Annotated in this window: 15 protein-coding genes and 1 tRNA gene; 7 read left to right on the forward strand and 9 right to left on the reverse strand. The window is 39.5% G+C overall.

The annotated features are described in order from the left end of the window. Nucleotides 1–117: 117 nt before the first annotated feature. On the forward strand, nt 118–870 hold the full coding sequence (locus M1F17_RS10150; protein WP_004254041.1) for a MipA/OmpV family protein: 753 nt from the start codon (nt 118–120) through the stop codon (nt 868–870). Between the two features lie 112 nt (nt 871–982). Here M1F17_RS10150 and M1F17_RS10155 read toward each other — a convergent pair whose 3' ends face one another. After that, nucleotides 983–1864: a D-hexose-6-phosphate mutarotase gene (locus M1F17_RS10155; RefSeq protein ID WP_004254046.1), complete on the reverse strand. Its 882-nt coding sequence runs from the start codon at nt 1862–1864 to the stop codon at nt 983–985. Between the two features lie 230 nt (nt 1865–2094). Further along, a complete protein-coding gene (gene gapA / locus M1F17_RS10160) occupies nt 2095–3090 on the reverse strand; it encodes a glyceraldehyde-3-phosphate dehydrogenase (RefSeq protein WP_004254049.1) in 996 nt (331 codons plus the stop codon). A gap of 355 nt (nt 3091–3445) precedes the next feature. On the opposite strand from gapA, the gene msrB reads away from it, so the two are divergent. Further along, on the forward strand, nt 3446–3859 hold the full coding sequence (msrB, locus tag M1F17_RS10165; protein ID WP_004254053.1) for a peptide-methionine (R)-S-oxide reductase MsrB: 414 nt from the start codon (nt 3446–3448) through the stop codon (nt 3857–3859). Between the two features lie 115 nt (nt 3860–3974). Beyond that, nucleotides 3975–4280, forward strand: coding sequence for a YeaC family protein (locus M1F17_RS10170; protein WP_004254056.1), 306 nt, complete (start codon nt 3975–3977; stop codon nt 4278–4280). Between the two features lie 108 nt (nt 4281–4388). On the opposite strand, the gene pncA is transcribed toward M1F17_RS10170, so the two are convergent. The 3 genes from pncA to sppA form a co-directional block, all read right to left on the reverse strand. Continuing rightward, nucleotides 4389–5015, reverse strand: a complete 627-nt coding sequence (pncA, locus tag M1F17_RS10175; protein WP_004254059.1) for a bifunctional nicotinamidase/pyrazinamidase — start codon at nt 5013–5015, stop codon at nt 4389–4391. A 22-nt stretch (nt 5016–5037) separates the two neighbouring features. Further along, complete coding sequence (gene ansA, locus M1F17_RS10180; RefSeq protein WP_004254063.1) at nt 5038–6057, reverse strand: asparaginase; 1020 nt, start codon at nt 6055–6057, stop codon at nt 5038–5040. A gap of 167 nt (nt 6058–6224) precedes the next feature. Beyond that, nucleotides 6225–8081, reverse strand: a complete 1857-nt coding sequence (gene sppA / locus M1F17_RS10185; protein ID WP_196724939.1) for a signal peptide peptidase SppA — start codon at nt 8079–8081, stop codon at nt 6225–6227. 471 nt (nt 8082–8552) lie between these two features. On the opposite strand from sppA, the gene M1F17_RS10190 reads away from it, so the two are divergent. The 3 genes from M1F17_RS10190 to M1F17_RS10200 are packed head-to-tail and all read left to right on the forward strand — an operon-like array spanning nt 8553 to nt 12088. Then, nucleotides 8553–9104 carry an NAD(P)H nitroreductase gene (locus M1F17_RS10190; protein ID WP_004254072.1) on the forward strand — a complete coding sequence of 184 codons (552 nt, stop codon included), beginning with the start codon at nt 8553–8555 and terminating at the stop codon, nt 9102–9104. An 11-nt stretch (nt 9105–9115) separates the two neighbouring features. Beyond that, nucleotides 9116–10159, forward strand: coding sequence for a selenide, water dikinase SelD (selD, locus tag M1F17_RS10195; RefSeq protein WP_004254077.1), 1044 nt, complete (start codon nt 9116–9118; stop codon nt 10157–10159). A 3-nt stretch (nt 10160–10162) separates the two neighbouring features. Next, nucleotides 10163–12088, forward strand: a complete 1926-nt coding sequence (locus M1F17_RS10200) for a DNA topoisomerase III (protein WP_318836957.1) — start codon at nt 10163–10165, stop codon at nt 12086–12088. A gap of 65 nt (nt 12089–12153) precedes the next feature. Here the strand turns inward: M1F17_RS10200 and xthA are convergent, their stop codons facing one another. Continuing rightward, entirely contained in the window at nt 12154–12966 is an 813-nt protein-coding gene (gene xthA, locus M1F17_RS10205; RefSeq protein ID WP_318836958.1) for an exodeoxyribonuclease III, read from the reverse strand. 565 nt (nt 12967–13531) lie between these two features. On the opposite strand from xthA, the gene M1F17_RS10210 reads away from it, so the two are divergent. Next, nucleotides 13532–14407 carry a LysR family transcriptional regulator gene (locus M1F17_RS10210; protein WP_094960519.1) on the forward strand — a complete coding sequence of 292 codons (876 nt, stop codon included), beginning with the start codon at nt 13532–13534 and terminating at the stop codon, nt 14405–14407. 1 nt (nt 14408) lies between these two features. Here the strand turns inward: M1F17_RS10210 and M1F17_RS10215 are convergent. The 3 genes from M1F17_RS10215 to M1F17_RS10225 form a co-directional block, all read right to left on the reverse strand. Beyond that, a tRNA-Tyr gene (locus M1F17_RS10215) sits at nt 14409–14493 on the reverse strand. A 162-nt stretch (nt 14494–14655) separates the two neighbouring features. Further along, a complete protein-coding gene (purU, locus tag M1F17_RS10220; RefSeq protein WP_004254090.1) occupies nt 14656–15504 on the reverse strand; it encodes a formyltetrahydrofolate deformylase in 849 nt (282 codons plus the stop codon). Nucleotides 15505–15599: 95 nt separating this feature from the next. Further along, nucleotides 15600–16079, reverse strand: a complete 480-nt coding sequence (locus tag M1F17_RS10225; RefSeq protein WP_004254092.1) for a YchJ family protein — start codon at nt 16077–16079, stop codon at nt 15600–15602. Nucleotides 16080–16188: the final 109 nt, after the last annotated feature.

The following is a 16188-nucleotide window of genomic DNA, read 5'->3' on the forward strand; positions in this document are numbered from 1 at the left end:
CTAAAAACAGTTAAAATTTAGCTTTAAATGTGATTTCGATTAAGCATATTGGGATTATAGCTATATTGTTATAACATATAGCTGTGATCTATTTCTCATTATTTTTAGGTTGAATATATGTCAAAAGCAATTAAATTAACGACACTTGCGGTGGCTTTGAGTGTGTTATCTGGGGCCGCCTTTGCAGGAACTTGGTCAGTTGGTGGTTCAGTATTAGCTCAGTCAACACCTTATAAAGGGATTAAGAGCCGTGACTATGTCACGCCAGTGCCTATTGTTAATTATGATAGTGAGAATTTCTATTTTCATACATTAGCAGCTGGTTATTATTTATGGAATGATACACAAGACCAGTTATCATTGGATGCTTATTATTACCCACAATTTTTTAAACCTAAAGACAATGATGATAAAGCAATGCGTGAATTAGACCGTCGCCGTGATACGGTGATGACTGGTCTGACTTATCGTCATAAAGCTGATTGGGGTACACTAAGAACGAATATTTCTGGTGATATCTTAGGTATCAGTAATGGTATTCGTGGTGAGTTTGCCTACCTGTATGGTTTTGAAGGTGATAAATGGTCAATCACTCCAGGCCTTGGTATTAAATGGGATAGTAAGAACCAAAACCGTTATGAATATGGCGTGTCTTCAAAAGAATCACGTAATAGCGGTTTAAAACGTTATAATCCAGGTTCAAGTTGGACACCATACATTGAAGTGACAGGAAATTACCGCTTTGATGAAAATTGGACTGTATTCGCAATGGGCCGTGTTGACCGCCTACCAAGTGAAGTGAAAGATAGCCCAATGGTAAATAAAGATGTTTCCGCCATTATGTGGACAGGTGTCACTTACACATTCTAAGTTTGTGATAGAAAATTAAATTAATTAGCCCCTGATATTCTTACAATTATCAGGGGCTAATTTTATCTATCTAGTTATCTATCTAGAAAATTTATATTCTTAGAATGGATAATTAATCTTGCGGCTTATTATCGCGACTGACCATCACTAAAGAAAGACGAGCAGGGTGTTGTGCTTCACTTTTCATCGGGACGTTGATCCTTGCCGTTTCTACACAAACCATTTGTTTGTACCCATTATTTGGCATGTCATCCATGCTACATGATAATTCTGCCCAAGGGTTCCAACAGACAACATCACTATTATGGTAATGGTGAATTTCTATTGTACGTGCCCAGCCATCATCACGTAATAAGCTGTATTCTTCCGGTTCTGAATAAATACGATCGGTGTGCTTATTAAATTTGAGTGGCTCATTCACATAAGCTTCTTTATCTGCGACTTTATCGAAGTAGTGGCCGCCTAACCCATAGACGGTGGCTTTTTGGATATCACTGATATTGAAATAACTATGCAATGCGGCAGTCGTTTCGAAATCTCCATAACTTTCTAATTCAAGTTCACATGTTTCCCCAAGTTTCATACGTAAGATCAGGGTGAACTCATGGGGCCATAATTTACGGGTATAGTCGGTATCCGTTAACGTGAAGGTTAAAATAACACCATCTTCATGTTCATTATGTGCGGTGAATTGCCAAGGTAAAATTCGTGCAAAACCATGACTAGGACTGGCAACAGGACCGAACCAAGGCCAACAAATAGGAATACCACCGCGAATAGCAACGCCTTCTTTAAAGGCACTTTCTGAACTTAGCCATAAGCAAGGTTTTTGCCCCGCGGGTTGCCAATCAATAAGTTGAGCGCCTTGTAAACTGACAGCACCACGTACTTTGGGATGTGAAATAACAATAAGTGGGAGCTCATCGAGTTGGCGTTGAGTAATGTAAGCAGAGACTTGTTTAATGACTGGTAGTGCAAAAAGTTTGTCGTGCATGGTATTAGGCCTGTGTTCATTCACTTAAATTATTTAGAAGTTCCTGTGTGGCATACTTAAAGCCGCAGTGAATCGTATTCGTTCTAAAATAAGTCATGTTTATAGCGTATCCAATAGAAGATCAACCATAAGCGATATTGTAGAAAATATGAAGTGTTAATTTGTTATTGGATACGATACAAAAGAGCCGCCAAATTGGCGGCTCAGTTAGACAGATTACATTACAGCTCTTATTTAGAGATGTGAGCGATCAGGTCTAAAACTTTGTTAGAGTAACCCGTTTCGTTGTCATACCAAGAAACTAATTTAACAAAGTTGTCGTTCAGTGCGATACCTGCTTTAGCATCAAATACTGAAGTCAGTTTTTCACCGTTGAAGTCAGTTGATACAACGTCATCTTCAGTGTAACCCAGAACGCCTTTCAGTTCGCCTGCAGCTGCTTCTTTGATAGCATCACAGATTTGAGCATAAGTTGCTGGTTTTTCTAAACGAACAGTTAAATCAACAACTGATACGTTAGGAGTAGGTACACGGAAAGACATACCAGTCAGTTTACCGTTCAGCTCAGGGATAACTTTACCTACGGCTTTAGCAGCACCGGTTGATGAAGGGATGATGTTTTGAGCAGCACCACGACCACCACGCCAGTCTTTATGTGAAGGACCATCAACAGTTTTTTGTGTTGCAGTTGTTGCGTGAACTGTTGTCATCAGACCTTCAACGATACCGAACTTGTCATTGATAACTTTAGCCAGTGGAGCTAAGCAGTTAGTTGTACAAGATGCGTTAGAAACGATTTCTTGACCTGCGTAAGCTTTGTGGTTAACGCCCATAACGAACATAGGAGTATCATCTTTAGAAGGGCCAGTCAGAACAACTTTCTTAGCGCCAGCTTGGATGTGTTTACGTGCAGTTTCATCAGTTAAGAAGATACCTGTTGCTTCAGCAACGACGTCAACACCGACTTCGTTCCATTTCAGGTTTGCAGGATCTTTTTCTGCTGTTACACGGATTTTTTTGCCGTTTACAACTAGGTGACCATCTTTAACTTCAACAGTACCGTTGAAACGACCATGAGTTGAGTCGTATTTCAGCATGTATGCCATGTATTCTGCATCGAGCAGGTCGTTGATAGCAACGATTTCGATGTCAGAACGCTCTTGTGCAGCACGGAAAACGATACGGCCAATACGACCAAAACCATTAATACCTACTTTGATAGTCATAGTATTTCCACCAGCTATTTATTCGTGAATTAAGTTGTAGTTAAAGTTACCAAAACCTTGCCAGCCGTCAAGCGGAATCGTGTCAATTATTGAAAAAAATCAATTCTGATACCACCAATTGCTTATTTGTCAGCCACTTCAGCGGCAAATACAGCCGCACGTATTATCGGGATTGTACGGCATAATGAAACCATCTATCAGTGATATATGTGATACGGTTCACAAATCAAAACGGAAAGTAAGATGCTTCTTAGTTTAGAATAGTTTTACAGAAAATGTTGTTAATTTTTTGTTGATTGAAATTGATGTATGATAACCATCAACCACTTTAGTTATTTAAATATTTAGGTATGACATGTCAAGTAAAGATAAACAACCTATTGATATTTCAGAATTAAATGAGATGCAGCGTTACGTTACACAGCAAGCGGGTACCGAGCCGCCATTTAGTGGCCAATTATTGCATAACCGTAAAGAAGGTGTGTACGAGTGCTTATGCTGTGGTTCACCTTTATTTATGTCTGAGACCAAATTTGATGCAGGTTGTGGGTGGCCAAGTTTTTACCAACCCGTCAATGAAGAGGCAATCAAATACATTGAGGATTTCTCTCATGGGATGCACCGCATTGAAGTTCGCTGTCAACACTGTAATGCGCATTTAGGGCATGTGTTTCCAGATGGTCCTCAGCCTACTGGTCAGCGTTACTGCATTAATTCAGCATCATTAAGCTTTATTGATGACGATAGCGGTGAAAAGACGCGTGGATAAATAGCTGAAGCGTGCTGAAGCCATTTTTTTTAGAATGACAAAAACGATTCAGCTATTGGCTGAAATCAAGAATAATAAAATAATGAGTGAATTATGTATTTGAAGGAGCTTTACCGTGAGCGTTGAAGTCAGTCCTGAGCAACTTGAACAATTATTAGCAGTGATGACCCCTGAAATTTATGAACGCCTTGTGACCGCTGTTGAGCTCGGTAAATGGCCAGATGGTGTGATGTTAACGCCAGAACAAAAAGAACATAGCTTACAAATGGTATTATTGTGGCAGTCACGGCATAACCATGACCCTGAGCATATGACGGTAGGGACTAATGGTGAAATTACGATGAAGAGCAAGCAAGAGCTAAAAACGTTGTTTCAAGGTGAGATGTTAGCAACATTAAAACCGCAAAATAATGATGAATAGCTTGTTTATTCAATATGATGCTGCATAGTGACAGTGTCACTAAAACAAGTTTTCTCAATTACTAGATTTTCAATTATTACATGAGAAAACTTGTCCATAAAACATGTCCTAATGCAGGTCGGTTAATGTAATTAACCTCGCACCTTGATTTTGCATTTCGACTAAAGCTTCTTGGCTGTCATTGGCCCCGAGATTGACGCCTCTACACCCATCGACTAAAACATCTACGGTATAACCTAATTTTAACGCATCTAACACAGTAAATTTGACACAGTAATCCGTCGCAATTCCCATAATAATTAAATGCGAAATATGGTGTTCTTGTAGCCACGTATGTAGGCGCGTTTGGCTAATTTTATCATTATCAAAAAAGGCACTATAGCTATCAACCTGGGGGTTTTCCCCTTTGGTAAAAATTGCACTAATAAGCGATTGATTTAAATTTTTGTGTAATTCAGCGCCATGTTCACCTTGTACGCAATGAATAGGCCACCAAACTTGTGTAATACCATTTAGCTCACCGACTTCGCCAATTTGAGTATTTGAATTGGCCGCGAAACTAAGGTGTGTCGCAGGGTGCCAATCTTGGCTTGCAATGATGTCTATTTGTTTTTGTTGGCAAATATCCATCGCTTTATTAGCAACATCAATAACATGTTCGCTTTCATTTACTGCTAATGTGCCACCCGTGCAGAAATCGTTTTGTAAATCGACTAACAGTAATGCTGCTTTCATTATGTCCTCAGTATGTTATCTGTTATTCATCAGCATAGCTCAACTCGCCGCGTAAATTATTCTGCATTAACTCACGGATTAAAGCAGGGGTATAATTTTGACTCAGTAAGTAGTGCAATTTACTTAAGGCGGCTTCAAAAGTCATGTCATATCCACTTATCACACCCGCTTCTGCAAGTGCGTGTCCTGTGGCGTAGCCTTCCATATTAACACGGCCAGAAATACATTGTGTCAGGTTCACCACAATAATCCCTCGGTTCGTTGCTTCACGGAGTATGCGCAGTAATTCAGGCTGCTGAGGGGCATTACCGACACCGTAAGAGCGCAATATCAGCGCTTTAACGGGTTGTTGGAGAATGTTGCGTACAATTTCAATTGATAGCCCTGGATAAAGTGTCACAACGCCGATAGGTTGAGGTGTAATTCGGTGACTTTTAAATTCACCTATACCAATAGGCGCAGGGCACGTATTAAATGAGCGAATATGAATGCCAGCTTCCATTAATGGCGAACAGTTAGGTGAACTGAAAGCATCAAAGCCATCTGCATGGGCCTTAACAGTGCGGTTACCGCGATATAATTTATTATTGAAAAATAATCCCACTTCATTAATGGGGTAGTTTGCTGCTAAATATAATGCATTTAGTAGATTAGTTTGCCCATCAGAACGTAATGCTTCTAAAGGGATTTGTGACCCTGTCACTATTACGGGTTTTTTCAAGTTTTCAAACATGAAAGATAACGCTGAGGCAGTGAAAGCCATCGTGTCAGTGCCATGTAATATGACAAACCCATCATAAAGTGGATAGTTCTCACGTATATCATCAGCGATAAGTTGCCAGTCTTCAGGAGTGATATCAGATGAATCAATTAAAGGCTGATGTTCACGGATCGTAAACTCAGGCATTTCAGGGCGGTGAAACTCGGGCATCTGAGCTAACTGAGCTTGCAAATGACCGGAAACAGGAATATATCCCTGTGGTGAATGGCGCATGCCAATTGTTCCACCAGTGTAAACAACATAAATTGATTTCTTCTGCATCTTATTACCTAATTTATCCAACTTATCGAAGGAGATTGATTATCAGGATTTTGACGTATTTGTTAGCGTATTACTATCGTTAACTTGCGAATAGTTAGATTGATATGAGGTTATTGATGGGTTTGTGAGAGAAATCCCCTTCATTGAATCTGAAGGGGATTTAGCGATTAGTTAATTTCCGCGCAATTTAAACAAAAAGCATAGCGGTTTTGTGGGTCATTCATTTTTAAGAAAAATTGCGCTTGTTGGCGGATATCCGTCGCGACTGCTGGTGGTAAAAATACGTGTAGCACATCCGGCATGGCGGCTTGAACGTTTGTCGTTAATTCAAGTAACAATTGATCCATAAAGGTCAACTCAGGCTTCATCCAATCTAACTTAACGTCAGTGAGTTTAGCGAGCTCAGCAGCTTTATCTACGGCATTATCAAAATCACCTAGTTGGTCTACAAGACCATTTTTAAGCGCGTCTTGCCCAATCCATACACGGCCTTGAGCGATTTGGTCTATCTCTGCCGGTGTTTTATGGCGAGATTTAGCCACTAAGCCAATAAATGTCTCATAGCCATTCTCAATGGTAATTTGCATCATGTCAGCGAATTGTGGGCTGATCCCTTTAGTCAAAGAAATATCGGCTAATGGCGACGTTGATACGCCATCAGTATATACCCCTATAGAATCTAAAGATTTTTCAAAGGTATTAATTACGCCAAATATACCAATCGAACCAGTCAGCGTGTTTGGACTGGCAATGATATAGTCCGCTGGAGTTGAGACCCAATACCCCCCAGATGCAGCCATTCCCCCCATAGATACAACAACAGGTTTACCTGCAGCATGAGCAGAAGCCAGTTCACTGCGGATCAAATCAGAAGCGCTTACGCTACCACCTGGACTGTTAACGCGCAAAACTATCGCTTTAATATTATCATCAAGGCGAGCGTCACGAATTTGTGCTGCGATGGTATCGCCTCCTGCAATCCCAGCCGTTTGTGGGCCATCCATGATAGCACCTTGAACGACAATCACGGCGATATTGCCACTTTGATTAGCATTGGTATCTGCTATTTTAGTGGAATAATCATAGATACTAATATTATTGAATTGTTTATCTTCTTTATTCCAGCCAAAGTGTTTACTGAGTAAATCTTCAACTTGTTCGTTAGTATAAAGTTTATCAACCAATTTTTGTTTTAACGCGTATTGTGCGCTATCGCCTTTGACTGAGCGTAATTTCTCTAAAATAGCATCAGCCCCAGGAAAAATTTGTGTGCTGGTCGTATTACGGTTTTTGGCGATTTCTGTGAGGTAATTGTTCCAAAGAGCATCCAGCCACTGTTTATTGGCTAAACGTGCTTCAGGGGACATCTCATCACGCATTAATGGCTCAACCGCTGATTTATAGGTACCAACACGGAAAATATGGCTACTAACTTTAAGTTTTTCTAACAGTGACTTGTAGTAGAGTCCATTCGTTGCAAAACCATATACCCCAACCGCACCTTGCGGTGTGAGGTAAATTTCATCAGCGTAACTGGCGAGGTAGTATTGCGACTGATTATAACTGTTACCAATGGCGTAAACCTGTTTCCCTGAACTTTTAAATTCATTGATTGCTTTACCGATATAAGCTAGAGAGGGCTGATCGGCTCCAGCTAAATCATCTAGGCGTAACACCATCCCTGTAATGCGATCATCATTTGCAGCGGTACGGATGGTATCAACGATGTCGAATAGTGAATTTTCTTGCATTCGGCTGTTTGAGGTACCAAGTAATTCACGGCTCATACGACCAAATGGGTCCGGAGTAGAGACTTGGTCTACGATAACCCCCTGTAAATCCACATACAAAGCACCAAAATAATTTTTTTCGGGTTGAGCCTCTGTTTGATAAAGAGCAATCGACCCAATAACAACAAAAAATAATACTAAGAAAATGGCGTTGAAAACGAATTCCCTAATAAAGTTCAGTGCTCGCCAGCTAATTCTAAAAATGGTAGCGATGATGTCCCATAGTTGACGCATGTTTTCTCCTATCCTGCATATTCTGCACCACAAGGGTGTTGGCTTCATTTGTTTGCCGTTGACTTATGGCACAAACTATTTTTGGATATTACATAAATAGTTCTTTCTACAGTTGGGTTACTTCAGCCTGTAGCACGAATTAACAACAATATACTCAAAAGCAAATCTGTTACCCGATCACCACATCGAACACTTGATATCTTAGTTGTATCAATACAATTAGTTGCAATAGCGGGCTATTTTTATGCATAACAAAATTATGATACGCAAGGTACAATGCTTCAATGATATTTTTCACATGTGACAAATGATACAATTCAATGAATTTATAACGTAATTTTACCTAACGAATAACTGTTATTGTTGTATTAGTGTAAGCGATTTTCCTTTAAGCTTAAACAATAGATAGCGTGGGTATAATTATCTAATTGAATGATTATCATATCAGTTTACTCTTAAACGGAGACAAATATGGATGCTTTGACCCTTTTGTTGAACCGCCGTTCAGCTTCAAGACTTACAACACCAGCACCGCAAGGCGAAGAACTCGACAATATACTTGCTGCGGGGATGAGAGCACCTGATCACGGTGCTTTGAAGCCGTGGCATTTTGTTGTTATGCAAAATGAGGGGATTAAACGCTTCAGTGAGCTATTGGAAAAAGCGGCAATTGAAGGGCAATTAGGCGCAGAGGTACAAGAAAAAGCCCGTAATGCCCCTTTTCGTGCCCCATTAATTATTACTGTGATCGCTAAATTAAAAGATCATCCGAAAATACCACAATGGGAACAATTAGTTGCTGCGAGCTGTACGGTACAAGCAATGCAGATGGCAGCAGTAGCTCAAGGTTTTGGCGGTATATGGCGCTCAGGTTCATGGACAGAAGATGCTGTGGTTCGTGCTGGATTAGGTTGTGGAGATAATGACCGCATTGTTGGGTTCCTTTATTTAGGAACTCCAGAGCTTAAAGCGCCAGTAAAAGTACAAGCTCCTGATATGACAGGCTATGTATCTCACTTCTAAAGAGAATAATAATGACTGAAAAAATTAGATTAACTCAATATAGTCATGGTGCTGGTTGCGGTTGTAAAATTGCACCGAAAGTATTAGAGCAAATTCTGCACACAGAGCAAGCAAAATTTCATGATCCACATTTGTTAGTTGGTAATGAAACTAAAGATGATGCGGCTGTTTATGATTTAGGTAATGGAATAGGCATCATCAGCACAACAGACTTTTTCATGCCGATCGTTGACTCCCCATTTGAATTTGGTCGTATTGCAGCAACCAACGCGATTAGCGATATTTTTGCAATGGGTGGTAAGCCAATTATGGCCATTGCTATTTTAGGCTGGCCAATTGCGAAGTTACCACCGGAAGTGGCTCGTGAGGTGATTGAAGGTGGACGAGCAGCTTGTGCTGATGCTGGTATCTCGTTAGCTGGTGGCCATTCTATTGATGCACCTGAGCCTATTTTTGGTTTGGCGGTTACGGGTGTTGTGAATACGGAGTATGTGAAGAAAAATAGTGCCGCAACAGCGGGGTGCGAATTGTTCTTGACGAAACCGCTTGGAATTGGTGTTTTGACAACAGCAGAGAAAAAAGGGGTGCTTGCGCCGGAACATCAACACTTAGCGGCAGAAACCATGTGCCAAATGAATAAGCTAGGTGCGGTGGTTGCGCCTTTAGATGGTGTGACGGCAATGACTGACGTGACTGGTTTCGGTTTATTAGGTCATTTAAGTGAGATTTGCGAAGGGTCTAAAGTTCGTGCTGAAATCTCCTTTAGTAAAGTTCCTAAATTAGCCAATGTCGAAAAATATATTGAAGCAGGTTGTGTTCCTGGGGGAACCACTCGTAACTTTGACAGTTATGGGCACCTTATTGGCCCTATGAGTGATATGCAGCGTCAACTACTGTGTGATCCTCAAACTTCTGGCGGCTTACTTATTGCAGTAAAACCTTCCGAAGTCTCTAAAATTAAAGAGATTGCACAGCAGCAAGGTGTTTTGTTACAGTCTATCGGTAAATTATTACCCCATCAGGATAATGTTCCTTTAGTTGAAGTGATAGATTAATTTATGCGTTTGTTTATTGCGGAAAAACCGAGCCTTGCAAGGGCCATTGCAGATGTATTACCAAAGCCCCATAAACGAGGTGATGGTTTTATTCAATGTGGTGATGGCCAAACTGTAACATGGTGTATTGGCCATCTTTTAGAGCAGGCGGAACCCGATGCTTATGAACCTCGGTATGCACGATGGAATCTTCAGGATTTGCCAATTATCCCTGATAAGTGGCAATTGAAGCCCCGTCCCGCAGTAACTAAACAATTAAGAACTATTGAAACATTGCTGAAGCAAGCCTCAATAGTTGTCCATGCAGGAGACCCCGATAGAGAAGGTCAATTGCTGGTGGACGAAGTGCTTGACTTTTTAAAGCTCGACCCTGAAAAACGCAAAGAAGTAAAACGTTGTTTAATCAATGACCTTAACCCACAAGCCGTTGAGCGGGCAATTGAGCGTTTGAGAGAAAATCGTGAGTTTATTCCTCTTTGTGTCTCTGCTTTAGCAAGAGCACGGGCAGATTGGTTGTATGGCATCAATATGACCCGTGCTTATACGTTATTAGGGCAACGAGGAGGCTATCAGGGCGTTCTTTCTGTAGGGCGGGTTCAAACTCCGGTATTGGGGTTAGTTGTTAGGCGCGACGAAGAAATAGAAAACTTTGTACCTAAAGACTATTTTGAGGTTAAAGCTCATATTGTTACGCCAAAGGATGAGCGCTTTGTAGCGATATGGCAGCCAAGCGACTCCTGTATTGACTATCAGGATGAAGAAGGGCGTTTATTCCATCGGCCGCTTGCAGAGCATGTGGTATCGCGTATTGAGGGCAAACCTGCCATAGTGACGCAATATCAGGACAAGCGCGAATCAGAAATTGCACCGTTGCCTTTCTCTTTATCTTCTTTGCAGATTGAAGCTGCCAAAAAATATGCGTTGAGCGCTCAAGAAGTATTGGACATTTGCCAACGTTTATATGAAACACATAAGTTGATTACTTATCCACGTTCAGATAGCCGTTATTTACCGGATGAACATTTTGCAGGGAGACACAGTGTCTTGAATGCAATTGCGGTGCATCAACCAGACCTCACTGAATTTGAATTGCCTGAGCTGGATAAAAAGAACCGGTGTTGGGATGATAAAAAAGTCGATGCTCACCATGCCATTATCCCAACAGCAAAAACGGCAGCAGTAAAGTTAACTGAGAATGAAAGTAAAATTTACCAATTGATTGCGCGTCAATATATTATTCAGTTTATGCCCGATGCGGTTTACCGTAAGTGTACAATTGATCTAGAAATTGAAAAGGGTAAATTTATTGCAAAAGCTCGATTTCTTGCTGAAGCAGGTTGGCGAGTCGTATTGGGCAATAAAGAGCGCGATGCTGAAAACGATGGTATGCCACTGCCAGTTGTGAGTAAGAATGATGAGTTGTTATGTGAAAAAGGGGAAGTGGTTGAACGGCAAACGCAGCCTCCACGTCCTTTTACGGATGCAACGTTATTATCAGCAATGACTGGGATCGCTCGTTTTGTACAAGATAAAGCATTAAAAAAAGTATTGCGAGAAACGGATGGGCTTGGTACAGAAGCGACTAGAGCCGGTATCATTGACTTACTATTCAAACGCCAATTTCTCTACAAAAAAGGGCGTTATATTCATTCCTCGCCTGCGGGAAGGGCTCTAATTCATGTTTTACCCGATATGGCAACATTACCAGATATGACAGCCCATTGGGAGTCAGTATTAACCCAAATTAGTGAAAAACAATCACGTTATGATGATTTTATGCATCCACTAAGCCAAACGCTAATGCAATTAATTCACCATGCACGTCAGTTTACAAATTTGAGGGCATTTCGAGAACTCCCCGCTCCATCAGTAAAAACGGGAAAAAAACAAGTAAAAGCGGGTAAGAAAACAAAAAAGAAACAGGATTAGTTGAGTCTGGTAAATCAATAAAAGGCGCTTAAGGCGCCTTTTTGCATTATGACAAGTAAGAAAGTTTACTTTGAGAGGTCAAATTCAGACCATACAGGTGCGTGGTCTGATGGCTTTTCCATCTCGCGGATTTCGTAATCAATACCCGTTGCAATACAACGCTCAGCGAGTTTATTGGAGGCCAGTAATAAATCGATACGTAGGCCACGGTTATCATCGAAGCCTTTCGAACGGTAGTCAAACCATGAGTAGCAATCAGAAACATCGGGGTTTTTTGCACGATATGTATCGACTAAACCCCAGCCTAATAATTTAGCTAACCACTCACGCTCTTCGGGTAAAAAAGAGCATTTTCCGGTTTTTAACCAACGTTTACGGTTTGCATCACCGATACCAATATCAAGATCGGTTGGGCTGATATTCATGTCACCCATAATGAGCAACTGTGACTCTGCCGTTTGTGTTGATGTGATGTAATTTTGTAAATCTTGATAAAATTTTTCTTTTGCCGGAAATTTTGTTGGGTGGTCACGGCTTTCTCCTTGAGGAAAATAACCATTTACAACCGTCAATGGGCCGCGATCTGTTTGGATATCAGCCATGATAATGCGACGCTGTGCATCGTCATCGTCAGTTGGAAAACCTTTACGGACAGCAAGAGGCTCATTTTTAGTTAATAGAGCAACGCCATAATGCGCTTTTTGACCGTGATAAAAAACATGATAGCCGAGCTGACTAACTTCTTCATAAGGAAACATATCATCATGGACTTTGGTTTCTTGTAAGCCAATAACCTCAGGTTGATGTTTTTCGATGATTGCAGCGAGTTGGTGAGGGCGAGCTCGAAGGCCATTAATATTGAACGATATGAATTTCATGGTTTTTTATCACCTAGTTTTATGATTATTATGCTTATTCTACCAGATGGTAGCAATACTGTAACCCCGCGGAGTATGTTTCAACGGTTAGATTGTTTTAAAGACGATAATGGCTATGATAAAAATGCTCATGGCTTAACTTATTCTTGGTATAGTATCAAAATTCAGTGGTTAATATAAAAATAATAATAAATTTAATTAATCAAAAAATATTATGGCTAATTAAATTTATTATGGGTGCTAGAGTTTAGTTTTCTATTAAAGCTAAATTAATAATATCATTATTAACTAGTTTTAATTTCATTTAAAGTCAATTGGTTATTTATATTTTAATGTGATTTAATAGTGGGGGAATAAAAAATAATCAATCGAAACAATATAATATATTGCTTTGTAATGATGGAAATTATAAAAATACTTTTATGAAATATTGTTAATCATTCAATAAAAAATCAAGTTTGATTTTTTATTTTGTGAATTAATTTCTGGGTTAATCAATATAATTATTAATGAGAAAGTTAAGTATGTTGATTAATATTTTAATAAACTGAATGGGGTCATAGATATGTTCTTTTCAAGAAAATTAGAGGCGTTTATGGCGGTTGTTGAGAATGGCTCGTTAAGCAAGGCTGCAAGAGTGATGAACCGTACGACACCTCCCATCGCGAAGTCAATCAAAGACTTTGAGACAAGCCTAGGAAAACGGCTTTTTAAACGAGAAAAATTTGGAATGACATTAACTAAGGATGGCCAAGAACTTTATAACGATCTAAGAGATCTTTATTTACAGGAGAAAGAAATAACAAAAAAACATTTTTCTGGTTATATAATAAATGAGGCTAATATTTATTATGATTGGGGTAAGGAAAGCCATTTAATTAATTTATATCAATCAGCACATCAAAATAATGTGCAAGTAAATATATTAAGGTTTAATTATGATGAAGTAGATGAAATTGTCGATTATGATGGTAATACACTTATTCTTAGCTCTGAACAAGTTGTCAGTGAGCGATTTTCATTACAAAAAATAATAGAAAACTCACCATTAGGTATCTATTGTAGGAAAGAACTTTATGAAAAATTCCATTATGACCTTGTTACACTATTACAAAAAAGTACATGGCTATGTGATCCCGCATTTTATAAAAGTTCATTAATGAGCGATTTATTAGCAAAAATTGAAACGGTTGATAATAAAACGAGTGTGAGACAAATGGATAATATTGGTTGTTGCCAAAGTTTCATTCAAGATGGTGATTTTATAGGCATAATAGACCATTATCCAGAAGAAGAATTGATTGATAAATCATTGATCTATATACCATTAAATAAAATTTTGGGGAAAAGTGTGTGTTATATCTATAAATCAAAGTCACACTCAAGTGTGTTAAATCGTTTTATGGGAGTTGTAGATAAACTAGGAGGTGAAATCAATTAAATGGTGGTGGGAGAAGGATTCGAACCTTCGAAGTCTGTGACGGCAGATTTACAGTCTGCTCCCTTTGGCCGCTTGGGTATCCCACCAGATTTTGAGTTGCTGTAATCATTGACAGCGGGCGGCATCATATCAAATGACGCGCCGCTGTAAAGCATTAATTTTCAATAAAATGGTTGTTTGCTGTTTTTTTATTCTTAATGCGTGTTAAATCAACAAAGTGTTGTTAAATAAGCCGCTATATTATTGGCTTATAAAATAATGGTGCGATTACCATATACAAATACACGTTGAGCTAAGACCCAATAGAGAGCATGGCTTAGTACATTTTTTTCAACATCACGCCCTGCACGCATCATATCATCGGCTGTGAATGTATGGTCTACATTAATCACATTCTGTGTAATGATTGGTCCTTCATCAAGGTTATCATTAACAAAGTGCGCAGTAGCCCCAATAATTTTTACGCCACGCTCATAAGCTTGGTGATAAGGGCGGGCACCAATAAATGCAGGTAAAAACGAGTGGTGAATATTGATAATTTGGTTTGGATAATGCTGCACAAATGCAGGCGTTAATACACGCATATATTTAGCTAAGACAACATAATCAGGCTGATATTGGTCAATCTGCGCTGTCATTTTTTCGTCATGTTGTTCGCGTGTTAGGCCTTCATGGCTAATATGGTGGAATGGAATGCCAAATTGTTCGACTAAGTTTTTTAGCGTGTCGTGGTTTCCAATAACTGCTGCAATTTCAACATCTAAGCCATCATAAGCACTCTTCATGAGCAGGTCGCCCAAACAATGTGCTTCTTTTGTAACCATAACGACAATACGACGACGACCCGCTGTGTTTAATTCACGTTGAGACCCAACTGGTAATGCATCATCGAGGTCAGCTAATAATGTTTCATCGTTGAAAATTCCCTCTAACTCAGTTCTCATAAAGAAACGGCCAGTGTGATGATCAACAAACTCATTATTTTGTACAATGTTGAGTTGGTGCTTATAGCAAATATTGGTGATTTTCGCGATTAATCCTTTCGCGTCAGGGCAAATTGTCCTGAGAATTTTTTTCTGTACAATTTTGTGTTGCATGAAACAGCCTAATCCTTAACTAACAAAGCGATATGAAAAAATGACGGATTGAGTATCAAATGTGTCTCATTAGACAGGCATTAAATAAAGGGTAATTAGTCTGGATGACCACACTTTTTATATTTTTGACCAGAGCCGCAGGGGCATAAATCATTACGACCGACTTTGGGGGTAATGCCGTCTATATAATACCAACACGAATCCATCTTAATAAAACGCGAACGTTCATGAATAAGCTGCTTATGATCAGCTTTTTCATCAATAAAGCAAGCCGAAAATTCGACATAAGCTTCATTGGGATTTTTAGCATAAGAAGAACTAATAACACGAAGACCAAACCAGTGTGTTTTCGGAAAACTATTGACTATTTCTTGATGCCATTCTTGAGCATGGCAATCTGGGTGCCATGTTTTAATAAGATAATCGACGTCTTGGTGTACATAAGCACTATACCTTGAACGCATAAGTTGCTCTGGTGTCTGTGGAATAGCTTTCCCTTGTAAAAAAGGAGCGCAGCATTGCTCAAATTGTGCTTCGTTGCCACAGTAACACCTATCTTCTACTTGTGATTTCATAACACTCTCTATAAAAATAAGTATAAGATTGAAAAGTCACTATACTTAAATGATGGCGAATAAATGATTTTATCGTATGAATAATTGTATTGTTAATTAAACCAGGCTT

The sequence above is a fragment of the Providencia sp. PROV073 genome, from assembly GCF_033688125.1.
GTDB lineage: Bacteria > Pseudomonadota > Gammaproteobacteria > Enterobacterales > Enterobacteriaceae > Providencia > Providencia hangzhouensis.